Below are 522 nucleotides of genomic sequence, written 5' to 3'. Positions count from 1 at the left end.
TCGAAGGATCGTCGATGGACAGCACCACCGCGTGGGCGGGTGGGTCCATGTCGAGGCCGACGACATCCTCGACCTTGGCGGCGAAGGCGGGATCGCGCGAGCGCTTGAACGTGCGCAGTCGATGCGGTTGGAGGCGGTGAGCGTCCCAGATCCGCTGCACGGCGCGCAACGAGATCCCAACCGCCCGGGCTACGGCACGTCCGGTCCAGTGGGTGACCTCGCCTGGTGGCTCCGAGCAGGTCAGCGCCAGCACCTCAGCCACCGTCTCGGTCGAATGAGGTGGCGTGCCGGGTGGACGCGTCTTGTCGCGCAGACGACCTTCAACGCCCGCCTCGGCGTAGCGCTGCTGCCAGCGCCACACGGCCGGGCGGCTGACGCCCGCCCGACGGGCCACATCTTGGACGCTCAGGCGCTCGGCTGAGAGCAGGACGATGCGGGCACGCTGGATGTGTGTGAGTGGGCGCGATCGATCCTGCGCGATCGTCGCGAGCCGGGTCACGTCGGCTGCATCGGGAAGCACGC

1 protein-coding gene is annotated in these 522 nt (G+C 69.9%); it reads right to left on the bottom strand.

Annotation, left to right across the window (positions count from 1 at the left end):
- A partial coding sequence (locus MGN01_RS23350) for an IS630 family transposase (RefSeq protein WP_147049169.1) occupies positions 1 to 520 on the bottom strand: 520 nt, incomplete at its 3' end.
- Between the last annotated feature and the right edge of the window lie 2 nt (positions 521 to 522).

It is taken from the genome of Methylobacterium gnaphalii, assembly GCF_007992215.1.
In the GTDB taxonomy this organism is placed as follows: domain Bacteria; phylum Pseudomonadota; class Alphaproteobacteria; order Rhizobiales; family Beijerinckiaceae; genus Methylobacterium; species Methylobacterium gnaphalii.
Note: the sequence above shows the minus strand (reverse complement) of the source record. Positions and strands in the feature narration are given on the sequence as shown.